The sequence below is a fragment of the Staphylococcus sp. GDY8P131P genome (assembly GCF_017891975.1).
Taxonomy (GTDB): domain Bacteria; phylum Bacillota; class Bacilli; order Staphylococcales; family Staphylococcaceae; genus Staphylococcus; species Staphylococcus nepalensis.
The window spans coordinates 57,626-81,703 of sequence record NZ_JAESKF010000018.1 but is presented as its reverse complement, the minus strand read 5'-3'; the positions used below and the strand labels follow the sequence as shown (position 1 = coordinate 81,703).

The 24,078-nt window shown below is 33.4% G+C and carries 27 protein-coding genes, 1 pseudogene and 1 riboswitch; of the genes and pseudogenes, 5 read left to right on the top strand and 23 right to left on the bottom strand.

The window, feature by feature from the left end; all coding sequences use genetic code 11:
- Positions 1-184 precede the first annotated feature (184 nt).
- Together KA894_RS12480 and KA894_RS12475 are read right to left on the bottom strand one after the other, a co-directional pair.
- Entirely contained in the window at positions 185-1,540 is a 1,356-nt protein-coding gene (locus KA894_RS12480; RefSeq protein WP_115342033.1) for a UDP-N-acetylmuramoyl-tripeptide--D-alanyl-D-alanine ligase, read from the bottom strand.
- Positions 1,541-1,552: 12 nt separating this feature from the next.
- The gene (locus tag KA894_RS12475; RefSeq protein WP_096808806.1) at positions 1,553-2,623 is read right to left on the bottom strand and encodes a D-alanine--D-alanine ligase; all 1,071 of its coding nucleotides are present in this window, start codon (positions 2,621-2,623) and stop codon (positions 1,553-1,555) included.
- A gap of 261 nt (positions 2,624-2,884) precedes the next feature.
- Between KA894_RS12475 and KA894_RS12470 the strand changes: the two genes are divergently transcribed.
- Positions 2,885-4,078, top strand: a complete 1,194-nt coding sequence (locus KA894_RS12470; RefSeq protein ID WP_096808805.1) for an FtsW/RodA/SpoVE family cell cycle protein — start codon at positions 2,885-2,887, stop codon at positions 4,076-4,078.
- Between the two features lie 212 nt (positions 4,079-4,290).
- A pseudogene (locus KA894_RS12465) lies at positions 4,291-4,512 on the top strand (transposase); the annotation flags it as partial.
- 146 nt (positions 4,513-4,658) lie between these two features.
- Here KA894_RS12465 and KA894_RS12460 read toward each other — a convergent pair.
- The 3 genes from KA894_RS12460 to csoR all read right to left on the bottom strand — a co-directional run bounded on the left by KA894_RS12460 (position 4,659) and on the right by csoR (position 5,637).
- Positions 4,659-4,799, bottom strand: coding sequence for an Lmo0850 family protein (locus KA894_RS12460; RefSeq protein ID WP_002482742.1), 141 nt, complete (start codon positions 4,797-4,799; stop codon positions 4,659-4,661).
- Between the two features lie 323 nt (positions 4,800-5,122).
- A complete protein-coding gene (csoZ, locus tag KA894_RS12455; RefSeq protein WP_096808803.1) occupies positions 5,123-5,329 on the bottom strand; it encodes a putative copper chaperone CsoZ in 207 nt (68 codons plus the stop codon).
- A 14-nt stretch (positions 5,330-5,343) separates the two neighbouring features.
- Positions 5,344-5,637 (bottom strand): copper-sensing transcriptional repressor CsoR, encoded by a 294-nt coding sequence (csoR, locus tag KA894_RS12450; RefSeq protein WP_103372588.1) that lies wholly within the window; start codon positions 5,635-5,637, stop codon positions 5,344-5,346.
- Between the two features lie 141 nt (positions 5,638-5,778).
- Here csoR and cls point away from each other — a divergent pair, with 141 nt between their 5' ends.
- Both cls and KA894_RS12440 read left to right on the top strand, forming a co-directional pair.
- Positions 5,779-7,263, top strand: a complete 1,485-nt coding sequence (gene cls / locus KA894_RS12445; protein WP_096808801.1) for a cardiolipin synthase — start codon at positions 5,779-5,781, stop codon at positions 7,261-7,263.
- A gap of 319 nt (positions 7,264-7,582) precedes the next feature.
- Positions 7,583-8,236, top strand: coding sequence for an HD domain-containing protein (locus KA894_RS12440; RefSeq protein ID WP_103372586.1), 654 nt, complete (start codon positions 7,583-7,585; stop codon positions 8,234-8,236).
- A gap of 134 nt (positions 8,237-8,370) precedes the next feature.
- Here the strand turns inward: KA894_RS12440 and yidC are convergent, their stop codons facing one another.
- The 7 genes from yidC to KA894_RS12405 form a co-directional block, all read right to left on the bottom strand.
- Complete coding sequence (gene yidC, locus KA894_RS12435; protein WP_107644184.1) at positions 8,371-9,240, bottom strand: membrane protein insertase YidC; 870 nt, start codon at positions 9,238-9,240, stop codon at positions 8,371-8,373.
- A gap of 87 nt (positions 9,241-9,327) precedes the next feature.
- On the bottom strand, positions 9,328-9,966 hold the full coding sequence (thiE, locus tag KA894_RS12430; RefSeq protein WP_107644183.1) for a thiamine phosphate synthase: 639 nt from the start codon (positions 9,964-9,966) through the stop codon (positions 9,328-9,330).
- Between the two features lie 2 nt (positions 9,967-9,968).
- Positions 9,969-10,754 carry a hydroxyethylthiazole kinase gene (thiM, locus tag KA894_RS12425; protein ID WP_107644187.1) on the bottom strand — a complete coding sequence of 262 codons (786 nt, stop codon included), beginning with the start codon at positions 10,752-10,754 and terminating at the stop codon, positions 9,969-9,971.
- Positions 10,747-11,568 (bottom strand): bifunctional hydroxymethylpyrimidine kinase/phosphomethylpyrimidine kinase, encoded by an 822-nt coding sequence (thiD, locus tag KA894_RS12420; RefSeq protein WP_119487778.1) that lies wholly within the window; start codon positions 11,566-11,568, stop codon positions 10,747-10,749. The genes thiM and thiD overlap by 8 nt, the downstream gene beginning before the upstream one ends.
- A gap of 1 nt (position 11,569) precedes the next feature.
- Positions 11,570-12,250 carry a thiaminase II gene (gene tenA, locus KA894_RS12415; RefSeq protein WP_096808796.1) on the bottom strand — a complete coding sequence of 227 codons (681 nt, stop codon included), beginning with the start codon at positions 12,248-12,250 and terminating at the stop codon, positions 11,570-11,572.
- A gap of 84 nt (positions 12,251-12,334) precedes the next feature.
- A riboswitch (TPP riboswitch) is annotated at positions 12,335-12,433 on the bottom strand.
- Between the two features lie 280 nt (positions 12,434-12,713).
- The gene (locus tag KA894_RS12410) at positions 12,714-13,403 is read right to left on the bottom strand and encodes a transglycosylase family protein (RefSeq protein ID WP_115342031.1); all 690 of its coding nucleotides are present in this window, start codon (positions 13,401-13,403) and stop codon (positions 12,714-12,716) included.
- Positions 13,404-13,823: 420 nt separating this feature from the next.
- The gene (locus KA894_RS12405; protein WP_119487779.1) at positions 13,824-14,243 is read right to left on the bottom strand and encodes a single-stranded DNA-binding protein; all 420 of its coding nucleotides are present in this window, start codon (positions 14,241-14,243) and stop codon (positions 13,824-13,826) included.
- A gap of 189 nt (positions 14,244-14,432) precedes the next feature.
- On the opposite strand from KA894_RS12405, the gene KA894_RS12400 reads away from it, so the two are divergent.
- Positions 14,433-14,873, top strand: a complete 441-nt coding sequence (locus tag KA894_RS12400) for a YwpF-like family protein (protein WP_096808793.1) — start codon at positions 14,433-14,435, stop codon at positions 14,871-14,873.
- A gap of 269 nt (positions 14,874-15,142) precedes the next feature.
- Here the strand turns inward: KA894_RS12400 and fabZ are convergent, their stop codons facing one another.
- The 11 genes from fabZ to atpB all read right to left on the bottom strand — a co-directional run bounded on the left by fabZ (position 15,143) and on the right by atpB (position 24,054).
- Positions 15,143-15,583: a 3-hydroxyacyl-ACP dehydratase FabZ gene (fabZ, locus tag KA894_RS12395; protein ID WP_096808792.1), complete on the bottom strand. Its 441-nt coding sequence runs from the start codon at positions 15,581-15,583 to the stop codon at positions 15,143-15,145.
- Positions 15,584-15,640: 57 nt separating this feature from the next.
- On the bottom strand, positions 15,641-16,906 hold the full coding sequence (gene murA / locus KA894_RS12390; RefSeq protein ID WP_096808791.1) for a UDP-N-acetylglucosamine 1-carboxyvinyltransferase: 1,266 nt from the start codon (positions 16,904-16,906) through the stop codon (positions 15,641-15,643).
- A 99-nt stretch (positions 16,907-17,005) separates the two neighbouring features.
- Positions 17,006-17,239, bottom strand: a complete 234-nt coding sequence (locus KA894_RS12385) for a DUF1146 family protein (protein WP_096808790.1) — start codon at positions 17,237-17,239, stop codon at positions 17,006-17,008.
- A gap of 392 nt (positions 17,240-17,631) precedes the next feature.
- Positions 17,632-18,036: a F0F1 ATP synthase subunit epsilon gene (locus KA894_RS12380; RefSeq protein ID WP_096808789.1), complete on the bottom strand. Its 405-nt coding sequence runs from the start codon at positions 18,034-18,036 to the stop codon at positions 17,632-17,634.
- Positions 18,037-18,054: 18 nt separating this feature from the next.
- On the bottom strand, positions 18,055-19,467 hold the full coding sequence (atpD, locus tag KA894_RS12375; RefSeq protein ID WP_119487781.1) for a F0F1 ATP synthase subunit beta: 1,413 nt from the start codon (positions 19,465-19,467) through the stop codon (positions 18,055-18,057).
- Between the two features lie 21 nt (positions 19,468-19,488).
- The gene (atpG, locus tag KA894_RS12370) at positions 19,489-20,355 is read right to left on the bottom strand and encodes an ATP synthase F1 subunit gamma (RefSeq protein WP_115342028.1); all 867 of its coding nucleotides are present in this window, start codon (positions 20,353-20,355) and stop codon (positions 19,489-19,491) included.
- Between the two features lie 30 nt (positions 20,356-20,385).
- A complete protein-coding gene (atpA, locus tag KA894_RS12365) occupies positions 20,386-21,900 on the bottom strand; it encodes a F0F1 ATP synthase subunit alpha (protein WP_210133993.1) in 1,515 nt (504 codons plus the stop codon).
- Between the two features lie 20 nt (positions 21,901-21,920).
- Positions 21,921-22,460, bottom strand: coding sequence for a F0F1 ATP synthase subunit delta (locus KA894_RS12360; RefSeq protein ID WP_096808785.1), 540 nt, complete (start codon positions 22,458-22,460; stop codon positions 21,921-21,923).
- Complete coding sequence (locus KA894_RS12355) at positions 22,460-22,987, bottom strand: F0F1 ATP synthase subunit B (protein ID WP_096811202.1); 528 nt, start codon at positions 22,985-22,987, stop codon at positions 22,460-22,462. The genes KA894_RS12360 and KA894_RS12355 overlap by 1 nt, the downstream gene beginning before the upstream one ends.
- Positions 22,988-23,084: 97 nt before the next feature.
- Positions 23,085-23,291, bottom strand: coding sequence for a F0F1 ATP synthase subunit C (atpE, locus tag KA894_RS12350; protein WP_002482721.1), 207 nt, complete (start codon positions 23,289-23,291; stop codon positions 23,085-23,087).
- Positions 23,292-23,331: 40 nt separating this feature from the next.
- Entirely contained in the window at positions 23,332-24,054 is a 723-nt protein-coding gene (gene atpB / locus KA894_RS12345; RefSeq protein WP_096808784.1) for a F0F1 ATP synthase subunit A, read from the bottom strand.
- Between the last annotated feature and the right edge of the window lie 24 nt (positions 24,055-24,078).

The following is a 24,078-nucleotide window of genomic DNA, read 5'->3' as shown; positions in this document are numbered from 1 at the left end:
TAATTATTAGAATATTTATTTACAAGAAACTTCTTAATGAATACAAATAACACTTAACTTTGTGCCTTTTATTAATTAAAAAATAATTAAAACACCACAATTCACACTTAAAAAAGTGAAATAAATCGCGGTGTCCATAATAAAGTTAATGTTTATATTTTAAAACGTATGTTAATAAAGAAAGTTAAATTAACGCTTCTACCACTTCTTCTAATTGCATACCCCGTGAACCTTTAATTAAAATCTTGTCTTGGGGTTCTATATATGATTTTAGTGAGCCAATCAATTCTGATTTATCAGTAGTGTGCGCTGCATAATTTACGAATGCTTGGCCAGTATGATGAATATGACGCGCTTCTCTTCCATAAGTAAATAATGCATCAATTTGTTTATTATCTAAGAAATTACCAACCGATTCATGCATTAATTGACTATTAGGCCCTAGTTCCAGCACATCACCGAGCACGAGAATTTTTCTTCCTTCCATACTGCTGAGAGTATCGATAGCAGCTTTCATACTAGTTGGACTTGCATTATACGCATCATTTATAACCAATCTCTCCTCATTTGTATGATGTTGCTCCATTCTCATACCTGTGAGTTGAACTTGTTGTAAATTTTTAAATATAGTTTCATAATTTAAATTCAATCTTTTACCAACGGCGATAGCTATAGTTGCATTTTTCATATTGTGTTCGCCTAAAATCGGTAATTCATATTGTTCCTCATGATTGATATTAAAAATAATGCCTGTATTATCTGTTTTTTCAATACAACATACTAGGTCATTCGTTGCTGCTTTACCTATACTTAATAAATCTAAGTTCATTAATTGACTTACGTGAGGCTTTAACAAAGGCTCGTCGCCATCGTAAATAAATAGCCCTTGAGATTTGAGCCCTATCGTAATTTCAGATTTAGCTTTTGCTATACCTCCTCTTGAACCCAAATCTTGCATATGTGATTCACCAATATTAGTTATTACAGCAATGTCTGGACTTGCCAATCGACTTAAAGCTTCAATTTCATGAAAACCTGACATCCCCATTTCCAATATAGAGATTTCTGTATCTTGGTCTAATTGCAAAATTGTGAGTGGCATACCAATTTCGTTGTTATAATTACCTTGCGTCTTTTTCACTTTAAATTGAGGTTTTAATACACTTTCAATCATGTCTTTCGTTGTTGTTTTACCATTAGAACCAGTCACCGCAACCACATAAGGTTTAACAAAGGCTAAATACGCTTTTGCTAATTTCTGTAATGCTTCCAGTGTGTCATCTACCCAAATGATAGGACCAGAAATTTCACGATCCATTGCATTGTCTTTTTGATAAAATGCTGCCCCTGCGCCATCTTTTAATGCTTGAACAACATATTTATGGCCATCCACGTGTTCTCCTTTAAATGGAATAAATAAGTTTTGCTCCTCGATTTTTCTCGAATCTATAGAAACACCTTTAATTGTGTAATCTAAATAGTCATTATCAATTTCACATGGAATCCATTCTTTGATTTGTTCTAAAGTTACTTCAATCATGAATTAATCGCCTCAATCAATTTTATATTTATTTTTCTTTTTATCTTCGTGTTTTTCTTTTGCTAGTTCAATTAATCTACTAATTAATTCGGCATAACTTACCCCCATATTTTCCCATAAGCTTGGGTACATACTATAAGCAGTAAAACCTGGCATAGCATTTGTTTCATTTATAAAAATTTGATTATCATCCGTTACAAAGAAATCTGCGCGTAATAAACCAGAGCAATCTGTTGCTTTAAAAGCTTCCACAGCCATATTTCTCAAAGTCATTTTCACTTCATCATCTAAGTCTGCAGGAATATCTAATCTAATTTTTCCATCTTTGTATTTCGCTTTATAGTCATAAAATGCCACGTCTTTAACGACTTCTCCAGGCCAAGTCGTTTCTGGATAATCGTTACCTAGTACAGCTACTTCGATTTCTCGAGCATTAATACCTTGTTCAATTACTAATTTACGGTCAAATTGAAATGCTTCTTCAATACCAGTTTTCAACGCTTCTTCATTATTACATTTACTGATACCTACACTTGAACCTAGATTAGCAGGTTTAACAAAAACTGGATATTCTAATTTATCGTGCACTAATTTTAAAATATTATGTTCATATTTTTGATATTCACTTCTTAAAAAGCTTACATATGGTAACTGAGGTAACCCTCTATGTGCGAATAATTGTTTCATAACAAGTTTATCCATTGAACTTGAAGCAGCTAATACACCATTGCCGACATACGGTATATCTAATACTTCAAACAGACCTTGTATCGTACCATCCTCACCATTTGGACCATGTAATAATGGGAAAATTGCACTGTAGGCACCACCTAAGCTACCTGTACTTAATAAATGAGATATTTCTCCAGCATTAACATCTGTTAATCGTAATGTATCTATGTCATCTATAGGATTTACGATATTTTCTTTCTTTTTCCAGTCACCGTCATTTGTTATGTAAATGATGTCTACTTGATATTTATCTTTATCAATCGCATTCAAGACATTTTGTGCTGTTAATATTGAAACATCGTGTTCCGCACTTTTCCCACCATAAACGATACAAACATTTTCTTTAGCCATATTTTAGCCTCCATATAGAATTCTTAAACTACATCATATCACGATTTATAAATATTTTGCATTTGTTACGTAGTTGAAGAATGATTATTTTTTTAATTAGTATATTGAAGATTTTCAAGTATTTAAAGTGATAACTTTAATTAACCTTACAATTATATTTTTGATTTTATATACCCTACTTCTAGCAAAATAGTATAAAGTTCGGTAAAATCTATATATACTATATATATTAGAAATAATAGTTTTTCAAAGGAGTAAGAAATGAATACTTCACGTCAATCAAAAAATAATCATTGGATCCGGAAAATAGACTGGATTTTAGTAGGCATCATCATTTTATTAGCTATAATAAGTATTACATTTATTAATTCTGCAATGGGGGGCGGCCAATACAGCGCCAATTTTAGTATACGTCAAATATTATATTATGTTTTTGGAGCAATCATTGCATGTTTAATCATGTTAATTTCGCCTAAAAAACTTATGAAATATACATATTTACTTTATATTATCCTATGTGTCTCATTACTTTTATTACTTGTTATTCCAGAAACGCCAATCACACCTATCATAAACGGTGCAAAAAGCTGGTACACATTTGGCCCTATTAGTGTCCAGCCTTCTGAATTTATGAAAATAGTTATCATTTTAGCATTAGCTAAAATTGTTACAAAACACAACCAATTCACTTTTAATAAATCTTTAGAAACAGATTTCAAATTATTCTTTAAAATTATTGGTATAGCCTTTATTCCAATGGTACTTATCTTACTACAAAATGATTTAGGTACAACGCTTGTCATTTTTGCGATTATTGTTGGTGTCATGATTGTAAGTGGTATAACATGGAAAATACTAGCACCTATATTAATAGGCTCACTCGTGATAGCTTCTGGTGTCGTGTTATCAGTTATATACAAACCTTCTATTTTAGAAAATAGTTTTGGCATTCAATCCTACCAAATGAGTCGTATAAACTCTTGGCTTGACCCATATACTTATAGTAGTGGAGATGGTTTTCATCTAACTGAATCACTTAAAGCGATTGGGTCTGGACAATTATTTGGAAAAGGATTCAACCAAGGTGAGGTTTACATTCCAGAAAACCACACTGATTTTATTTTTTCGGTTGTAGGCGAAGAATTTGGGTTTATTGGGTCTGTCATTTTAATTTTGATTTTCCTAGGACTTATTTTCCATTTAGTCAGACTTGCAACTAAAATCGACTTACCATTTAGTAAATTGTTTATAATTGGATTTACTACGATGATATTATTCCACGTTTTAGAAAATATTGGGATGACGATACAGTTATTACCAATAACTGGTATACCGTTACCATTTATAAGTTATGGTGGTAGTTCATTATGGAGTTTAATGTGCGGTGTAGGTGTAATATTATCAATATATTACCACCAATCTAAACACTACACTGCTCAAACTAAAAATAAATAATCAGCTAAATAGATTGGCTCTATACTAAACAGGACTGATATAAAAATCAGTCCTGTTTTTTGGTACAAAAAAAGCGCAAAAATCTCTATAATTTAAATATCTGACCAAATAAATTAAGGAGAGATTATGCGCCTATGAATAATTCAATAGATTTTATAAGTACCCTTGATGAAATAGATGCCAACAAAGTATGTCTCAAATTAAAAATAATCTTGAAAACTTTAAAAAAATATCAATCATTTATTAATAACACACTAAAATACCCTAATATAACCAATGGTCCAATAGAAGGTATCAATAATAAAATTAAACTGATTAAAAGAATATCGTTTGGATATAGAAATTATAATAATTTGCGTAATCGTGCCTTACTAACTTCACGACTTTATGCTTCTACAATCAAAAAAGAGATTAAGCAACCTACGGTTGCCTAATCTCAAAAATTGTATCAGTCCTCTTTGACAAAGAGCCAATAGATTAAAAGGCGTTATGTAAAAAAAGATCACATTAACTCATGTAAAATGAATTAATGTGATCTTTTGAGTTAGAGCTGTCGCTCTAACACAATATGGGTAACTTACTATTTCAATTCGTTAGCGGCTTTCACAGTCGTTGGTAAAGTATGCATGACTTCTAATCTTGATTTAGTTTTCTTTATGTTTACCCCTAATGATGATAATAGTTTAACTACATTTTGAATCTTTTCGTTATCCTTACTCATATCATCACCCCTAACTTCTAGCTTCTACTATATCTTACCCCATTTATTTATGAATTACTACACATTATTGAAAATTTCTTTATATTTATTAAAAAATGCTTTCTTTTATTACTTAACTTATATAAATTTCATAATCAATTATTTTTAATATTAAACATAAATTGAGTATTGCACAAAAACCAAAAGAAATGTCGTGAATGTGTGTTTTACCTTCAAAATGATCCCCGTTTTAAAATTAGAAAAAATATAATTATAACTATACAAACGAAGATATTCATTTTAATGAAGCATAAAGTCACAAATAATTGCATAATAACAATTGCTTAGTATAAAATTTCAAAACCTAAATCATATATTTCTTTTTCTAAATTATTTAAATTTGCAGGTGTTTTAAAATCAATAAGTACTCGCTTATAATCTTTATCAACTGAAACATTGTATACACCTATAAGTTGCGCCAAATGACTTTCAATTTGAATTTTGTTTGCTTCATTTTCTATGTTTTTTATATAAATCGCTTGTGAATTCATGATACTCACCTTATCTAATCTTTCATCAATTTTTGAAAAGTAACTAACAGTTCATCCATAGCCTCTTGCTGCTCGCCCTGATTGACCTTGTCCATGATACAACTCTTCATATGATGATCTAATAGTTTTGTTGCAACGCTATTTAAAGCAGATCTTGTTGCTCTAATTTGTGTGAGTACATCATCACAGTATACATCTTCATCTATCATGCGGTTGATTGCTTTTACTTGGCCTTCGATACGATTTAATCTAGACTTTAAATTGGATTTAGTTTGTTCAGAATGGTGTGCTTTTTGCGTTTCTGTCATGATTTAACGCCTCCTTCTTATTCAATTATATATTATACCCCTCCTGGGTATTAGTCAAGTGATAAAACCAGCATTCCATGTTACAATGGTAAGGCATTTACCAATTATTAAATAATTGAATAGCCAATCGGGAGGTTTAATATGATAGATATCTTCGCTATAATGTATAACCATACAAACGTCATTATTAACGTCATTCTTATTGGAGCATTTATATTAAACCTGATCTTTGCATTTACAATCATTTTTATGGAAAGACGCTCTGCAGGTTCTGTTTGGGCATGGATATTAGTTTTAGGTCTCATACCTATATTAGGCTTTGTCGTTTATCTATTATTCGGTCGTCAAATACAAAGAGAACATATTTTTAGTTTAGATGAAGAAGATAAAGTTGGCATAGAGATGATTGTAAATGAACAACTAGAAGCCTTGAAAAACGATGATTTTTCTAAAGGCAATCATCAAATAGTGAAATTTAAAGATATGGTTCAAATGTTACTTTATAATAATGCAGCTTTCTTAACAACTGATAATGACCTAACAATTTTTGTAGATGGTAAAGAAAAATTTGATTCACTTATTGATGATATATATAACGCAAAAGATTATATACATATCCAATACTATATTTTTCGTAATGATAAATTAGGCAAACGTATCTTAACTGCATTAGAACATAAACTTGATGAAGGCGTCGAAGTTAAAATGCTCTATGATGATATGGGATCTAGAGCTTTATCAATCAAAGATTTTAAAAATTTCAGAAAAAAAGGCGGCCTTGTAGAAGCATTCTTTCCTTCAAAATTACCACTGATTAATTTAAGAATGAATAATAGAAATCATAGAAAAATCGTTGTCATAGATGGGCATATTGGTTATATAGGTGGATTTAATGTCGGAGATGAATATTTAGGGCTAAAGAAAAAATTTGGATACTGGCGTGATACTCACCTTCGTATTGTTGGAGATGCAGTTAACGCTTTACAATTACGCTTTATGCTTGATTGGAACTCACAATCTACGCGTGATAATTTAAAATATGAAGAACGCTATTTCCCAGATGTGGATTCAGGAGGCACAACGGGTGTTCAAATCGCTTCAAGTGGGCCTGATGAAACTTGGGAACAAATAAAATATGGTTATCTAAAAATGATTGCGTCTGCAAAGCACTCAATTTTTATTCAATCTCCTTATTTTATACCAGATCAGGCATTTCTTGATGCTATCAAAATCGCAGCATTAGGTGGTGTAAATGTTAATGTTATGATACCAAACAAACCTGATCATCCGTTTGTTTATTGGGCAACATATAACAATGTAGCTTCTTTATTAGATGCAGGCGTGAATATCTTTCATTATAATAATGGATTCTTACATTCTAAAACATTAGTCATTGATGATGAAGTGGCCAGTGTAGGAACTACAAATATGGACCACCGTAGTTTTACATTAAATTTTGAAATAAATGCATTTATTTACGATCCTTATATTGCAAAGGAACTTAGATTGGCATTTGAAAAAGATTTAAATGTGTCGTACAGGCTCACCAAACCGTTATATGAGCAAAGGAGTCTATGGATTAAATTTAAAGAAGGTGTTTCCAGGCTATTATCTCCCATCTTATAAAGTAAAGGATACTGTAGCGTCAAACCTTCCTTAAATTATGTAAGATATGTCTAATAGACGATTGGAGTAAAAAAGATATTTAGAACAAGGTTTAAACCCACTACGCCTAAACTGATGTAACTATCTTAACGTTTGAAGTATTTAAATGTACGCCCTAGCTTTTGTACGCTTTTTCAAGTCATTATTATTAGAGTGGGACAACGCGAAATCATTTTAGAAAAATGTGGTTTCCCCGCTCCTTTTTTAAGTTTCCACGAATTTTTTTGGCTTGTATCAAATAAGTATGATTATCCTATTTTGAAATGGAGGACAATTTAATATGTTTGAACAAGATATACTTAATAAAGCCAACTCATATATGGAAACATTTCATTATGATGATGTTTCTGGCCATGATATTGCCCACGTTAACCGTGTTACAAAATTAGCTGAATACATTGCTTCTAACGAACAAAAAGGACACTTATTGACAATTCAATTAGCAAGTATATTACACGACACAATTGACGAAAAAATTGCAAAACCAAAAGAAGCAAAAGCACGTTTAATAAATTTTTTTGCTGAGTTGAACCTCTCTCAAACATTGCAAGAAAGTATATTACATATCATTGAAAATATGAGTTATAAAAATGGAGCAAATAATAACACTAAATTATCCATTGAAGGCCAAATTGTGCGTGACGCAGATCGATTAGACGCAATGGGAGCTATTGGCATCGCACGTACCTTCCAATTTGCCGGCCATTTTGGTGAACCAATGTGGGTAGAAAATCAGGACCATAATATTATGCAAGAAACCAATCAAAATTATAATGACTGGCCGCCTTCTGCCATTAAACATTTTTTTGAAAAATTATTGAAACTTAAAACGTTAATGCATACAAAAACTGCCAAGAACTTAGCTCAACAACGTCACGACTATATGCAAGATTTTGTACAAACGTTTTTTAAAGAGTGGTATTTTAAATACTAAATGATTATTTACTTCGTTATATGCTTCTTATAATAGCATGCAAAAAGAGCCCGAAACATAGGCTGTTTCGGGCTCTTTCTTATGATCTGGCATTATGTACCAGGTTCTCTTTATTCAAAATAAGCTGTCATCAGTTATTTCTTTTTAGATTTCTTAGATACCACTTGCGTGTTCTTACCTTTAGGTGCATTGTCAGCATCGTTTTTTTTCATTGCTTCAATCATTGGAGCAACTTCTTTTTTAGCAAGATTTGAGTAGTACATGTTCGCTACTTGCGTTTGTACTATCAAGAATGCCGCACTGACTGACCAATAAAGACCTAATGCAGAAGCTGAACTTAAAGAAATCCAAACAATCATAATAGGTGAGATAATCATCATCATATAACCCATTTGACGTTGTTCATTTGGCATACTCTTACTTGAAACAAAGGCTTGTAAGAAGTATAAAATACCAGCAATAACCGTTATCCAAATATCAGGTTGTGCTAAATTAAACCATAGGAAATTAGGATGTTCAGTAAAGCCACCGCTTGACGGATATTTTAATACAAAGAATAATCCCATGATGATTGGCATCTGAATTAAGATTGGTAAACAACCTAACATACTCTTCATCGGGTTCATATCGTATTTTTTATATACTTCCATCATTTCTTGATTTGCAGCCATTTTTTCTTCTTGCGTTCTTGAACGCTTAACTTTTTCCTGAACTGCATCAATATCCGGTTTTGCAACCTTCATTTTTTCTCGCATCATATGACTATTTTTATAGTTTGATAACATGAAAGGCAATAATACAATACGAATTGCCAGTACAAGTACCACTATTGCTAAACCATAATCATTGTTAAAACTAGTTCCTAACCAATGTATTAATTTATCCATTGGTTCTACAAACGTATTAAAGAAAAATCCATCTCTATTTTCAGGTTTAGAATAGTCACAGCCTGCTAAAAAGACCATTACACCTAATAATAAAGGTAGTAGCGCTTTCTTTTTCATTTTTCCACCTCTAATGATATATTCACATAGAATTTATTTTATCATACTCAAAGGAAAGTAGAAAACAAAAAAAGAAAGTTTTCTTCATTATTCAACAGTTTGTAAAAATTGTTGCACAGTTCCTTTAATGTTTGGGCTTTTGGCTATTGCTGAAATCACTGATATGCCGTCTGCACCGCTATTTATCACTAGTTGTGCATTTTCCGTGTTAATGCCGCCGATTGCAACGATTGGAAAATCTTGAAGTTTCGTTCTCAAATTCTGAATCATTTCAGGCCCAACTGGCGCTTTTGCATCTGATTTAGATCCAGTATTATACATTGGGCCAACACCTATATAATCAACATTCGTTAAATCAGATGATTGATATTCTTCTAAATCACTTATACTAAGCCCTATAATTTTATCTTCAAACTCCTTATCGAATGTTGCTATATTTTCATCTTTTTGACCAACATGGATACCATCTGCATCTATCATTTTCGCTAAGTCAACGTCATCATTTACAATAAATGGCACGTGATAACTTCTACATAGACTCAATAATTTTTCAGCAAGCGTGATCTTTTCACTTCCAGATAAGGAACCTTCGCCTTTTTCTCTAAATTGAAACATCGTTATACCTGATTTCAAAGCTTCGGTAACGACTTCAGTCAATGAAGTCTCATGAGGTATATCTTGACTCCCACATATAAAATATAGCTTCAAATGTTCTTTTGCAAACATGGTTACACCTCTTCTATATTACTGTATTGTTCATACGCTTCAAATGACACTTTATATAATGCATTTAAAAGTTCTACTGCAAATGAACCTGGCCCTCGATTTTGTACACTTTCTTCCGCTTTTTCTGCAGCAATATTATACAGAGAAACAGCTTCTATGAGCGCATCTATCGATGGATGTTCTGAATCAACAAAACTTGCTACCACTGCGCCTAATAAACAACCAGCGCCAGTTATTTTTGCTAATAATGAGGAACCATTAGATAATTTAAATATACGTCCTTTTTGTACAATCACATCATCTTTTCCAGTTAATATAATTGTTGTCTTGAAGTGTTTTTGTGCTTCATTTGCGATTGCCACTGAATCTAAATTTTGGTCACTATCTGTCCCTTTCATTTTTGTATCACTGTTAACCAATGTTAATATTTCAGAGGCATTACCTTTTATGACTGCAACTTTTATTTCTTTTAAAAAGTTTGCACAAAAGTCCTTTCTATATTGTGAAGCGCCTACTGCAACAGGGTCAAATATAATAGGCGTGCCTACTTGGTTTGCAGTCTTTGCAATTTCTAAAATGTCTTTTTCTCTCTCTTTAGTTAACGTTCCAATATTAATCAACAATGCCTTGGCAGCTGTCAACATTTCATGCGCTTCTTCAGGTGCCTCGCTCATTGCTGGACTTGCACCTAAACTTAACAAACCATTTGCAGTAAAGTTTTTAACTACGTCATTTGTATAACATATCACAAGTGGATTGTGTTGCCTTAGGGTTTCTAAATTATTCATCATCTAAACCAACTTCCTTCATATATACGAAATGATTTACCGGTCCTCTACCTTGTCCAATTTCGGGCGTGTATTTAATACTTAATGAAATAAATTTTTTCGCTTTTCGGACCGCTTCATACATCGATTTCCCTTTAGCTAACTCTGCTGTAATAACCGCTGAAAAAGTACATCCTGTACCGTGCGTGTGCTTTGTTTCATACCTAGGCTCTTCAAAAGTATATACATTGTCTTTTGTAAAAAGATAATCTGTTGCTTTATTCTTATCTTCTGAATGCCCGCCTTTAATCACAACGCCTTTACTACCTATCTCATTAATAAAAATGTTGCCCGCTTGATAAATAGATGATTCATCCTTGATTGATATACCAGTAATTTCTTCCGTTTCTGGCAAATTCGGTGTTGCAACAGTAGCATGAGGTAATAAAATATTTTGCAAATTAGATTTAGCATCATCATCCATAAGTGAATCCCCACTTTTGGCTAACATGACGGGATCAATCACGTATGGGATATCAGAATATTTTTTTAAATATTGCTGTATTAATTCCATCATTTCTTTTGATGCAATCATTCCTGTTTTCAATGCTTGTGGTAACTCGTCATTAAATATGCTTTCTAGTTGTTCTTTTAACCACTGTGTTTCTATATTATGAATATGCTGTACACCTTTTGTATTTTGAGCAACAATACTCGTAATGGCTGCCATACCATATACACCACAAGCATGAAAAGATTTCAAATCTGCCATAACCCCTGCTCCGCCAGTAGGGTCAGTTCCTGCAATCGTTAAAGCGATGCTAGGTTTATTCATATTAATCTCCTCCGTATAACCAATCTTCTTGAATATAAGACATATTAAAGAAATTACGTTCGTGTACCGTACTTTGTAAGAAACATGATTTAATTTCATTTTTTTCTTTAATAGACATATTTTCGGTTAACTGGTTCATTAAATTATCAAACACATTTACAAGTGCGTCCATTTCTTTACTATAAAATTCAAACCATCTAGCTAAAATAGAATTTTGATTTAATCCATTATCTTTTAATGCCGCTTTAGCAATCACTTGATAAACATAAGGGCATGGTGCCATAGCTGCAATTGTATATGCTGCATTTTCTTTAGCATAAGCATTGAAATACATATGCTTTATATAATGATCACCACTCGGTGGCCATACTTTTTCTTGTACGATTTCATTATAATTCTCTTGCACATATTCTGCTAATATTTCATGTGCTTCTACTTCGCCTTCAACTATAAACTGTATTTGTTCTACTAAAAACTTAACATCTTCTAATTGGTTCATTTTAGGTATCAATAATGCATAAATATTTGCAAATTCTTTTAAGTAAGATGCATCTGCCCTTAAATAAAATTTGATTGCGTCGCTAGAAAGTGTTCCATGTAACATGTCTTGTATAAAAGGATCTTTATAAATTTTCTTTATAATTGGTTTTGAAGCTTCTTTTAATTCTTGTGAAAATAACACACTTAGCCCTCCTAAATAAAAAAACTACATCCCACGTAGGAATGTAGTTAATTAATACATAGGTCAGCGTTACTTTCCCAAAATATTAATACAATACTACTTTCCTACGTTGGTATTAACCAAATCAGGTTGTAAGGGTCTGAACTATTTCATCTCAGCCTAACGGCTCCCCTAGTAGTCTTATACTTTATAGTTTCTTAAACATAACAAATTAACTCACACATTGCAAATTCAATCAAATATGAAATCGCATATTATTTTTAATAGATTCTATATCTCGATAAGGTTAAGTCATTATTTTTATAGGTAGTTATACATTCGCTGAAGTTCATGAGTAAGAACTGGCGCTTTAGGATTTAGATATAAATATATTGGTATTTTAATCATTGACTGCAAAAAAGAAGAGACTAGGGTATTTTAACCTAGCCTCTTCTTATTACTTAAATAATGTTATTATTTTAAATTATGCAGTTACCCATTGTGAAGCACCAGCTGTGTTGTAAAGATCCATTGCTGCTTGGTCTTGTACTGACTCTGGAGCTTCTGTTGGAGATACACCTTGATATTCTGCAGGTGCTACTGAGTCCCAAGTGCTTTGTAAGAATTGATATTTACCTGCTGCACCTGATGATGGGTTTACAGCTTTAAGATCTCCGCCTGATTCACGTTGTGCAATTGCTTGTAAATGTGAATTAACGTTTACTGATGAACCACTTGAAGCTTCATTTGAGCTTGATGATTGAGTTGAAGCTTTTGTTGTAGCTTCTTGTTTTGGTTGTTGTGTTTGTTCAGTTTGTGGCGCAGCTTGTTGAGCTGGTTGTTCAGTTGATGCTTGCTCAGTTTGTTGTGGTTGTTCTTCAGTAGTAGATTGTTCTGATGAAACGTCGCTTGAACTAGAACCTTCACCAAAGCTCCATGACCAATTTTGGCCATCTGATTCAAAATTGAAATTTTGGCCATTATGATTAAAGTTATAGTTATATGCACCCTCTTGAACTGGAGATGCATCTAATTGTTCTGGATTAGATTGTGCTAATTGTGCTAATTGTGCTTTGTCAACGCCTTGTTCGGCTGCGTCTGCTGAGTTTCCTGCTGCGAATCCTGTAACGCCTAAACCTACTGCTAATGTTGATGCTAATACTGTTTTTTTCATTGTTAATAATTCCTCCTACAAGGTAAATAATTTTTAGTTATGATTAATTTGCAAGTACAACTATAACATCTAAAAAATAGTAGTAGGTTACAGTCAAATAAAAAAGTGTATACTTTCTTTACATGCGAGTTACATTTATCCAAAGTTATAATAGTCTAACTTTATTCTAAAAAACTGTTATGAAAGTGCTTTTGCTTAATATGGAAAATTATCCAATGTAATACACTTGTAATTTGTCTGATTATTCTGTTATATTAGATATCAATATTGGCTAAATTATGTATTAAGCTATTCCTATCTAAACGAAATAAATATTAAGTTAGAAGGAATAGCCTGATAGAAGTATAATTTAATAGTAGGATATAATGTATATTAGATTTGATGGGTTATATTAAAGGGGAGTTAGGTGTGGATGGCATTTTATACAATTTCATATATATCATTTTCTTCTAAATGGAATTCACTTATAGATGGTTCATTTGTTTCTATAGTCGGTGGTTCAAAAAATGCTTCTGCTTCCTTTTTAATACGTGGGGACATGAATTGAATGGTTTCAATAAAAAGCTCTGATACAAAGTGCATCTGTCCTTCTTTTTCAAATTTACGTGATTGCATCTGTCCTGTTATACCAACAAGTGAACCTTGGCTGATATATTTTTCAACATTATTAGCCATTTTTCCAAAAGCTTTACAAAATAAATAATCACAAACAATTTTTTGATTTTTATCCTTATAATTTCTAGATACAGCTACACAAAATGTGGCTCGTTTATTCCCCTCCTTCTCATATATTTTAGGGTCCTTTGTTAGTCGCCCTACAATGACAATGCTATTAATCATACGTCACCTCCTTTATAAACTAATCATAAAAAATTTACCCATACGCGTCAAAATACAATTTTAAATATTTCAAAAAGTAATCACCTACTAAATTTTACTTTTTTTACCTTTCTAACATAAAATTACGTTATAATGATTATATAAATAAATTTTTTGTAGAATTTAAATTAATTAATTGGATGTGAGACGATGAAAACATTTAAAGCCGTTCGATTTCAAATCGTATCAGAGAATGGTGGTGTTACTGAATACGAATTAGAAGATGGTGTCATTATCAATAAGGAAAACAGTGGCACTGGCTGGTTGCTTGAAATCGTCATTTCAGATTATCATTATGAAACTATGAAAAAATATATGGAAGATGAAACATTATTAGATATACGCGTAGTAATCACTAGACCTGCTAACGATCCTGCATTGTTTGATGCAACTATCAAAAATATTATTCAGTTAAATCATACAATCTCTGTGGTTTGTGAATGTCATATCTATACTTTAAGACAAGTTTATGCAGAAAGTTTATTAGAACAATTAATCGATGAAGGCTTAACTGGTGACACATTGAAAAAATCATTTAACCGAATGATGCAATCTAAACCAAGATTAAAAGATGAAAAAATAGATAAATAAAAATGAACGAGCCCAAGACGTTGTTTACGTCTCGGGCTCGAATATTACATAGATGTTAGCTGACTAGTATGAAAATATACTTATAAAAAGAGGCCTGATTGGGTCTCTTTTTATTTAAAGAACTACTATTTTCTAAAGTTAAAGTGTGCTCATTTCTATGAAGATTGGTAGTTCTTACACAAATATTTTAGCTCTTGTATGTTTTTAGTCACCTTTACTATGGTAGGAGGACGAACTATTTTAGAAAACATAAATTTATGTTCTAGCCATTATTGTTTATCTTGAAGTGCAAAAGTTAACTCACAGCTACAAGCTAATTGTCCATCTACGGTTGCTTTAGCAGTGCCTTTGCCAATAGGACCTCTAAGTTTAGTTATTTCAACTTCTAAACGTAATGTATCTCCAGGTGTTACTTGTTTTTTAAATCGGCATTTATCAATACCAGCAAATAATGCAAGTTTGCCTTTATTCGCTTCACTATTTAACATTGCAACAGCTCCTGTCTGAGCTAAAGCTTCAGTGATTAATACGCCAGGCATCACAGCATACTCTGGGAAATGCCCTTGGAAAAATGGTTCATTACCTGAAACTTGTTTAATTGCTACACATCGTTGACCTTCTTCATATTCTACTACTCGATCAATCAATAAGAATGGTTGTCTATGCGGAATAATCTCTTTAATTTGATTATAGTCAAAAATTGTTTCCATATTTTGTTTCCTCCAACTTTGTTGCTATTATGTTAATCCTGTTAATGTATTATATCGTTAATCTTGTGTTCTTTTGATATCTGCACCTAATGATTTTAATTTACCATGTAAATCAACATATCCTCTATCTAAATGTTTCAACTCAGTAACGTACGTTGTCCCATCAGCTACGAGTCCTGCTAAAATAAGTGCTGCTGCTGCACGTAAGTCTGTGGCTTTGACTTGAGCACCTTGAAGTTCACTTTTACCTTCAATTTTAGCACTTCTACCTTCCACAGTAATTTTAGCATTCATTCGTTTGAATTCTCCAACGTGCATAAATCTATTTTCAAAAACTGTTTCAGTCACTACTTTATGGCCATCTGCAGTTAGTAATAAAGCCATCATTTGAGACTGCATATCAGTAGGGAAGCCTGGGTGTGGCAATGTTTTAATATCAACTGGTTTCAATGAATTTTCTACACTGACACGGATTGCATCATCTAGGTACTCTAAATGAACGCCCATTTCCTCAAGTTTATAAACTAAGCTAGTCATATGCTCTTTAATCGCGCCATTAACTAGCACATTACCTCTTGTGATTGCACCAGCAATAAGTAAGGTACCTGCTTCAATTCTATCAGGTATAATTGAATGTGTTACCCCTCGTAAAGTCTCTACACCTTCAATCGTAATTGTATCAGTACCAGCGCCTAATACATTACCCCCCATTTCATTGATATAATTAGCTAAATCAACAATTTCTGGTTCGCGCGCTACGTTTTCTAATACGGTTTTACCTTTAGCTAAAGAGGCAGCCATAATAATATTTTGCGTTGCACCCACACTAGGAAAATCTAAGTGAATCGTTGCGCCTTTTAACCCGTTAGTTGTACTAGCATAAATAAAGCCACCATCCATATGGATTTCTGCACCTAGCTCTTCAAAGCCTTTGATATGTTGTTCAATTGGTCTTGAACCAATGGCACAACCACCTGGCAAAGCAACTTTGGCATGCCCTAAACGAGCTAACAACGGCCCCATAACAAGAATACTTGCTCTCATCTTGCTCACGTACTCATATGGTGCTTCTTCATTTAATTGTTTGGTTGCATCTACAGTAACGATTTCTTTATCTTTATCATACGAAACATCTGCATTTAATGTTGATATTACGTTATTAATTGTTTCTACGTCACTAAGTGCTGGTACATTTTGTAATTCACTAACGCCTTCCGACGCTAATAGTGACGCTGTTAATACTGGTAACACAGCATTTTTAGCTCCTGAAACTTTAACTTCACCAATTAATTTTTTACCACCATTAATTTCTATCTTATCCATCTTAAATCCTCCACTTAACTACTTATAAATTGCCATTATTTTAATCAAACGTACTACTAAATTATATCGATAAACATCAATGATATACAATTATTTGAATTATTGTGCTAAATATTTTATTTGTGTAGAAAATTGTAGCAAATCTACAATAAAATTACTTACTGATGTTCCGATTAATATTGCCAAAAATATCATACAAATTTGAACTTGTAACGGATACCCTTTTTTAAAAAATTGTTCTAATCTCACTGCATTAAGCGCCCAATAAGCGATACAAATACAAAACAAATGTAATATGAGATGTACAATTGAAAACTGCCCTAAATATTCCATAAGTCATTCTCCTTGATAAACACTATTTATATATTTTACACGAAAGACATAGTAAAAGATACTTAAGAATGAGATAAACATCTTGTAAATGATAAATGTTTGATTAACTGATACTTTCCCTTTATGGATATGTTTTATGCATAACTATTGTAATTAAATAATGATGGTTATTTTGTAAATTGACTACGTATCATGATGTATCTTTCAAACGGTTAGTAACAATGCAATCGAAACGAAATTATAGTTTTAATTTAGCTATTACGATATTGAAAAACTTAAATCCAGCAATGTTTCATTACAACCACCTACTGAACATAGTATATTTATAACCGAGATATTATTTCTGACTTGTTCTCAAAAAAAAGAAGCCCTAAAAGGGACTTCTTTACGCATTATTGTAATTCAGCGACACGAAGACGGTTATTAGCACGATCTAATGCGCGTTTGGCTCTATTTATGTCACTGTTATCTTCTTCACTATTCAAATGAGACTCTGCTCTCGATTTTGCTAACTCTGCTCTAGCTACATCAATCTCCTTAGCAGGCTCTGCAGTTTGAACGATGATTGATAATTTATCTTGTCTTACTTCAACAAAACCTTCACTCACTGCAATATATTCTGAACCACCGTCAAAATTAATTTTGGCATAGCCAATTTCAAGTGCTGCAACTGTTGGAATATGTCCATACATGACACCGATTTCTCCAGCAGTAGTTTGTAATACTGCCAGAGTGACATCTTCTCGGTCGTAAACAGAACCATTAGGAGTGACAATATTTAGGCTTAATGTATTCATTATCCATACCTCCTAATTTTAAACTTCAACACCCATATCTTTAGCTTTTTCAATTACTTCTTCCATACTGCCAACAAGACGGAATGCATCTTCTGGGATATGGTCATAATCACCATTTAAAATGGCTTTGAAGCCTTCTACTGTTTTTTGTACAGGTACATATGATCCTTTTTGGCCAGTAAATTGTTCAGCCACATGGAAGTTTTGTGATAAGAAGAACTGAATACGACGCGCACGTTCTACAGTTTGTTTATCTTCTTCAGACAATTCATCCATACCTAAAATAGCAATGATATCTTGTAATTCTCTATATTTTTGCAACGTAGATTGAACATCACGTGCAATTTCATAATGTTCTTGACCAACGATTGATGGATCAAGTGCTCTTGAAGTAGATGCTAACGGGTCTACTGCAGGATAAATCCCCATTTCTGTTAACTTACGTTCTAAGTTTGTAGTTGAATCCAAATGTGCGAAAACTGCAGCTGGTGCTGGGTCAGTATAGTCATCGGCAGGTACGAATACTGCTTGAATAGAGGTTACAGAACCTTTAGTTGTTGATGTAATACGTTCTTGTAACTGACCCATTTCAGTAGCTAATGTAGGTTGATATCCTACTGCTGAAGGCATACGACCTAAAAGCGCAGAAACTTCTGAACCAGCTTGTGTAAATCTGAAAATGTTATCGATAAACAATAGAACATCTTGTCCTTGTTCATCACGGAAATATTCAGCCATAGTTAAACCAGAAAGCGCTACACGCATACGTGCACCAGGCGGTTCATTCATTTGACCAAACACCATAGCTGTCTTTTTAATAACACCACTATCACTCATTTCATAGTATAGGTCATTACCTTCACGTGTACGTTCACCTACACCAGCAAATACTGAAATACCACCGTGTTCTTGAGCGATATTATTAATTAACTCCTGGATTAATACCGTTTTACCAACACCGGCACCACCAAATAACCCGACTTTACCACCTTTAATATAAGGCGCTAATAAGTCAATAACCTTAATACCAGTTTCTAATATTTCAACTTTTGTAGATAATTGATCAAATGCAGGTGCTTCTCTATGAATTGGATCGCGACGAACTGAGTCTTCGATATTTTCTTCTAAATCAATTGTGTCACCCAACACATTAAATACTCTACCTAAAGTTTCATCTCCAACTGGAACACTAATACTTCGTCTGTTATCTCTAACTTCTGTACCACGTTTAACACCATCAGTTGAATCCATTGCGATTGTGCGTACAACGTCATCACCAAGTTGTAATGCAACTTCTAGCGTTAATTGAACAGTACCTTCGTCTCTTTCTACGTCAAGAACTAAGGCATTATTAATTTCTGGAACTTCATTGTGCTCAAAGCGAACATCAATTACTGGACCCATAACTTGTGTTACACGGCCTAATCCCATGCTATTTTCCTCCTTTAATCGTTATTCAAGTGCAACTGCGCCACCAACAATTTCTGTGATTTGTTGCGTGATTGCTGCTTGTCTAGCTCTGTTATATTCGATAGATAAATCATCAATAATATCCGTCGCATTATCAGATGCATTTTTCATAGCCGTCATACGTGTTGCATGTTCACTTGCTTTTGCATCTAAAATCGTTCCATATATTAAACTTTCCACATATTGAGGTAAAATCACGCTTAATATAGCTTCTTTGTCTGGTTCAAATTCATACGAAGACATTTGACCATGCCCTAAACTTGAATCTTCTGGAGACAATGGAAGTACAGTTTTCATCGAAGGTGTGTTTTCTAATACACTTACGAAATGGCTGTAATAAATTTTTACCTCATCCACAGCTTCATCGCTATATAAGTCTATAGCTTTTTTAGCGATCGCTTGAATTTCTTTAAATGAAGGTTGGTCAGGCACTTCCGTTAAGGAATCATGAATGTCGTAGCCTTTATTTTTTAGAAAATCAACACCTGATTGACCCAAAACTAAGATTGAGTATTCTTCACTGCTGTTATGTTTATTTTCAATATCTTTTATTAGGTGTTTTAATACATTTGCATTATAAGCACCTGCAAGCCCTTGGTCACTTGTAATTACTATATAACCACTTTTATTCACTTCACGTTGTCGTAACATTGGATGATGTGAATTTTTATCTGCGCCAGCAACTGCTGTAATTGCATCTTGCATTTTCACCATATATGGTCTGAATTGATTTGTATTCTGCTCAGCACGACGCAATTTTGAACTGGAAACCATGTTCATTGCTTTTGTAATCTGTTTCATCTTTTTCGTTGATTTTATTCGTGTATCAATTTCTTTAAGAGATGCCATTATCTCACCACCTTTTATCTACATTAACTATTATGTTTCTTCAGTTTTACTAAAACTCTTCTTAAATTCATTAATAGCTGATTCAAATGATTCATCATTTGGTAAAGCGCCGGATGTTTTGATTTCATTTAATAAATCAGAAGCATTTGTTTTAGCCCATTGATTTAACTCATCTTCAAAACGTGTAATATCAACTACTGGAATATCGTCTAAATGACCTTTGGTTAAAGCATAAATAATTAAAACTTGATTTTCTACAGGTAGTGGTTTGTTTTTGTCTTGTTTTAGAATTTCAACCGTTCTTTTACCGCGGTCTAATTTTTTAGCAGTAAATTCATCTAAATCAGAACCGAATTGTGCAAATGATTCTAATTCACGATATGACGCTAAATCTAAACGTAAAGTACCTGCGACTTTTTTCATTGCTTTAATCTGCGCAGAGCCACCAACACGAGATACGGATTGACCTGCATTAATCGCTGGTCTAACACCAGAGAAGAACAAGTCAGATTGCAAGAATATTTGTCCATCTGTAATAGAAATTACGTTGGTAGGTACATACGCTGCGATATCTCCTGCTTGTGTTTCAATAATAGGTAACGCTGTGATTGAACCGCCACCTAAATCATCATTTAATTTAGCTGCTCTTTCTAATAATCTACTATGTAAGTAGAACACATCACCAGGGTAAGCTTCACGGCCTGGAGGTCTACGTAATAATAATGATAATTCACGATAAGCTGCAGCTTGTTTTGTTAAATCGTCATAAACAATTAAAACATCCTTACCTGCAAACATGAACTCTTCACCCATGGCTACGCCAGAGTAAGGTGCGATGTAGAGCATAGGTGCTGGATCTGCTGCTGATGCTGAAACAATAATTGTATAATCAAGTGCGCCTTCTTGACGAAGTTTTTCAACATTTGCGCGTACTGTTGAGTCTTTTTGTCCGATTGCAACATATATACAAATTGTGTCTTGATCTTTTTGATTTAAAATCGTATCGATCGCAACGGTTGTTTTACCTGTTTGACGGTCTCCGATAATCAATTCACGCTGACCACGGCCAATAGGTACAAGCGCATCAATTGCTTTAATACCAGTTTGCAATGGTTCATCAACTGATTTACGATCCATGACGCCAGTAGCTTTTTTCTCTACAGGGCGTGTTTTCGTAGTATTGAGCGGCCCTTGTCCATCAATAGCTTGCCCTAATGGATTAACGACACGACCAAGTAATTCGTCTCCAACTGGGACTTCCATAATACGCCCAGTACGTTTGACTTCGTCTCCTTCTTTGATATCCGTGTATGGTCCTAAAATTACTACACCAACATTGGATTCTTCAAGGTTTTGTGCTAAACCTAGAACGCCGTTATTAAATTCAATAAGCTCACCAGCCATAACATCATTTAATCCGTGGATTAAAGCTATGCCATCACCTATTTGTAGAACTGTACCTACATCAGTAACAGCCATTTCTGACTCATAATTTTCTATTTGTGAGCGAAGTAAAGCACTGATTTCTTCAGCTTTAATGGCCATCTATGTCACTCCTCCGATTTTTATTTCACTCTAATAAATTGCTTTTCAAGTTTTGCAAGATCATTTTTAATACTTGCATCCATCACTTTTGTACCAACCTTAACACGGATACCTCCGATAAGATCTGGGTTTACTTCATTTGATATCTTTAATTTTGAAAGTTTTGTACGTGACTTTATAATTGAATCAATACTTGTTAATTCATCCTCGGATAATTCATAAACTGATTCAATAACAGCAAAATCTTGATTATAATGCTGATTAAACAATGTTTCGAAAGCTATAAATATTTCGTGTATATATGCAAGATGGCGATTACTCGCAAGAACCATTAACATATTTTGCAAATATTGATTAGCTTGCCCAAAAATGATAGCTACAAAACGATTGCGCTGTGTCACATCTTGTTGAGGGTCAGTATCTAATTCTTTTAAGTTTTCTAATTCAGGTTGTACTGCTTGGTCAATTGTTGAAAATTCTTCATACATTAGATCGAGCATTTCTTTTTCCTTAGCAGTATCAAATAACGCTTTGGCATATTTTTTTGCTACGTTAGCCATTATTTATCGCCCGCCTCTTTAATGTACTTTTCAACTAATTCTTTTTGATCTTTTTCTGAGATTTCTTTTTGAAGTACTTTTGAAGCAATCAGTACTGAAAGCTCAGAAACTTGATTATTAATATCTGCAAGTGCACGTTCTTTTTCACTATTAATTTCATTTTGAGCAGTTTCAATCATACCATTTGCTCTGATGTTAGCTTCATGAATGATTTCTTCATGTTGTTTACGCGCTTGAACCTTAGATTCTTCTAATATTTTATGAACCTCTTCTTGGGTTTCTTTTAAAGTTTGTTTATTTTGTGCTTCTAATTTCTGTGCATTTAATTTAGCTTGCTCAGCGTCGTCGATATCTTTATTAATATCGCGTTCACGTTGGTCCATTACATCCTTAAGTGGGCCCCACGCAAATTTTTTCAATAAGGTTAATAAAACGATAAACGTTATAAGTGTAACGAAGATGGTCCCCCATCCAACGCCACCGCCACTGGCTGCACCAAGCACGAACATATTTGTCGTAGCAGTCACTTCCATAGACACTCCTTTCATACGATATGGTTATAAGACATTTTGATAAAAACGAACGGCGAAAGCCGATAAGACCTCGCCATAAATACTAGTTTAATTATAGTGACATGAAAGCGATAACTACACCGATGATAGGTAACGCCTCAACTAAACCGATACCGATGAACATAATACCCATTAATTGGCCACGTGCTTCTGGTTGGCGAGCGACACCTTCTACTGTTCTAGAAACGATAAGACCATTACCAATACCTGCCCCAAGTGCTGATAACCCGATTGCGATTGCTGCTGCGATTAAATTCATTTAAAAATCCTCCTAATTATTTCTTTTTTAATTTTTTAACTTAATGACTTTTTTGTACTTTGTGTGACATATACACCATTGAAAGCATTACAAAAATATATGCCTGAATCGTACCAATGAAAATTGAGAACCCTTGCCATATCACTAGGCCAGGTAAACCGATTGCCCAACCCCATGCTGGGAAACTGAACACTAAACTTGCTAATAAACCAAGTAATAATTCTCCCGCAAAAATATTTCCATACAAACGTAGACCCAATGTTAAGGTTGAAGTAAACTCTTCAAAAATATTAATCGGTAATAGGAAAATTGGCTTAGTATAGTTTTGGAAATAACCTTTAGTACCAACCATCTTAACGCCATAATAATGTGTTAAGAGTATAATCAACGTTGACAATGTCAATGTAACGGTTGGGTCTGCTGTTGGTGATTTCCACCAAAGCGTATCACCTGCAACCAATTGAAAAGGTAATCCAACCATATTACTAACGAATATGAAAAAGATTAAAGTAACTGCTAGGAAATGGAACTGACCGCCTTTGGACCATGCCATGTTACTTTCAATAATTCCTCTTACGAAATCAAAAACCCACTCTATAAAATTTTGTTTGCCTGTTGGACGTTTCTTGAGGTTCCGTGTACAAATAATAGCTATGACAAAAACAATAAGCGCCGTAATCAACATCATCATGATTGATGACAGATTAAACACGATGTCTAAACCGAATACATTCCAACTGACTAGAGGGTCTTTATGATCCATGTCTTCTCACCTCTTTCATTATAA

Coding starts and splice junctions, on each gene's coding strand:
- KA894_RS12480 (WP_115342033.1), bottom strand. CDS start 1,540: ATGATTGAAGTAACTTTAGAACAAATCAAAGAATGGATTCCATGTGAA.
- KA894_RS12475 (WP_096808806.1), bottom strand. CDS start 2,623: ATGGCTAAAGAAAATGTTTGTATCGTTTATGGTGGGAAAAGTGCGGAA.
- KA894_RS12470 (WP_096808805.1), top strand. CDS start 2,885: ATGAATACTTCACGTCAATCAAAAAATAATCATTGGATCCGGAAAATA.
- KA894_RS12460 (WP_002482742.1), bottom strand. CDS start 4,799: ATGAGTAAGGATAACGAAAAGATTCAAAATGTAGTTAAACTATTATCA.
- csoZ (WP_096808803.1), bottom strand. CDS start 5,329: ATGAATTCACAAGCGATTTATATAAAAAACATAGAAAATGAAGCAAAC.
- csoR (WP_103372588.1), bottom strand. CDS start 5,637: ATGACAGAAACGCAAAAAGCACACCATTCTGAACAAACTAAATCCAAT.
- cls (WP_096808801.1), top strand. CDS start 5,779: ATGATAGATATCTTCGCTATAATGTATAACCATACAAACGTCATTATT.
- KA894_RS12440 (WP_103372586.1), top strand. CDS start 7,583: ATGTTTGAACAAGATATACTTAATAAAGCCAACTCATATATGGAAACA.
- yidC (WP_107644184.1), bottom strand. CDS start 9,240: ATGAAAAAGAAAGCGCTACTACCTTTATTATTAGGTGTAATGGTCTTT.
- thiE (WP_107644183.1), bottom strand. CDS start 9,966: ATGTTTGCAAAAGAACATTTGAAGCTATATTTTATATGTGGGAGTCAA.
- thiM (WP_107644187.1), bottom strand. CDS start 10,754: ATGAATAATTTAGAAACCCTAAGGCAACACAATCCACTTGTGATATGT.
- thiD (WP_119487778.1), bottom strand. CDS start 11,568: ATGAATAAACCTAGCATCGCTTTAACGATTGCAGGAACTGACCCTACT.
- KA894_RS12410 (WP_115342031.1), bottom strand. CDS start 13,403: ATGAAAAAAACAGTATTAGCATCAACATTAGCAGTAGGTTTAGGCGTT.
- KA894_RS12405 (WP_119487779.1), bottom strand. CDS start 14,243: ATGATTAATAGCATTGTCATTGTAGGGCGACTAACAAAGGACCCTAAA.
- KA894_RS12400 (WP_096808793.1), top strand. CDS start 14,433: ATGAAAACATTTAAAGCCGTTCGATTTCAAATCGTATCAGAGAATGGT.
- fabZ (WP_096808792.1), bottom strand. CDS start 15,583: ATGGAAACAATTTTTGACTATAATCAAATTAAAGAGATTATTCCGCAT.
- murA (WP_096808791.1), bottom strand. CDS start 16,906: ATGGATAAGATAGAAATTAATGGTGGTAAAAAATTAATTGGTGAAGTT.
- KA894_RS12385 (WP_096808790.1), bottom strand. CDS start 17,239: ATGGAATATTTAGGGCAGTTTTCAATTGTACATCTCATATTACATTTG.
- KA894_RS12380 (WP_096808789.1), bottom strand. CDS start 18,036: ATGAATACATTAAGCCTAAATATTGTCACTCCTAATGGTTCTGTTTAC.
- atpD (WP_119487781.1), bottom strand. CDS start 19,467: ATGGGATTAGGCCGTGTAACACAAGTTATGGGTCCAGTAATTGATGTT.
- atpG (WP_115342028.1), bottom strand. CDS start 20,355: ATGGCATCTCTTAAAGAAATTGATACACGAATAAAATCAACGAAAAAG.
- atpA (WP_210133993.1), bottom strand. CDS start 21,900: ATGGCCATTAAAGCTGAAGAAATCAGTGCTTTACTTCGCTCACAAATA.
- KA894_RS12360 (WP_096808785.1), bottom strand. CDS start 22,460: ATGGCTAACGTAGCAAAAAAATATGCCAAAGCGTTATTTGATACTGCT.
- atpE (WP_002482721.1), bottom strand. CDS start 23,291: ATGAATTTAATCGCAGCAGCAATCGCAATCGGGTTATCAGCACTTGGG.
- atpB (WP_096808784.1), bottom strand. CDS start 24,054: ATGGATCATAAAGACCCTCTAGTCAGTTGGAATGTATTCGGTTTAGAC.